This window comes from Cyanobium sp. NIVA-CYA 375, from assembly GCF_056108345.1.
The window spans coordinates 1-634 of record NZ_JBSYHW010000364.1 but is presented as its reverse complement, the minus strand read 5'-3'; the positions used below and the strand labels follow the sequence as shown (position 1 = coordinate 634).

At 68.6% G+C, this 634-nt stretch carries 1 protein-coding gene; it reads left to right on the top strand.

What is annotated here, in order from left to right:
- Positions 1–97 precede the first annotated feature (97 nt).
- Positions 98–634: adenine nucleotide alpha hydrolase family protein (locus AC01FP_RS18610; RefSeq protein ID WP_474482373.1), on the top strand; the 537-nt coding region annotated here is incomplete at its 3' end.

Sequence of the window (634 nt, the reverse complement as noted above, 5' to 3'; positions counted from 1 at the left end):
AGGGCGGCGCCTCGGCGGTGGCCGCCGGCAGCCTGTTCGTCTTCCACGGCAAGCACCGCGCCGTGCTCATCAACTACCCGAGCGCCGCGGAGCTGGCATGGTCCTGAACGGCACCCCGCGCCCGTACCAGCGTTGCACGCGCTGCGTCATGGACAGCACCGACCCTGAGATCCGCTTCGACGCGGCCGGGGTCTGCAACCACTGCATCGGCTTCGACACCGTCACGCGCCAGCACTGGTTCCCGAACGAGGAAGGCGCGCGGCGCTGGCGGGGCATCCTGGCGCAGCTTAAGCAAGAGGGCCGCGGGCGCGACTACGACTGCATCCTCGGCCTGTCGGGCGGCGTGGACAGCAGCTACCTCGCGCTGAAGGCGCACGAATGGGGCCTGCGGCCGCTGGTGGTGCACGTCGACGCCGGCTGGAACAGCGAGCTGGCGGTGGCCAACATCGAGAAGGTCGTCAAGCACTGCAAGTTCGACCTCCACACCCACGTCGTCGACTGGGAGGAGATGCGCGACCTGCACCTGGCCTACCTGCGTGCCGGCATCCCCAACCAGGACGTGCCGCAGGACCATGTGTTTTTCGCGAGCCTCTACCACTTCGCCACCCGCAACGGCATCCGCAGCATCCTGTCG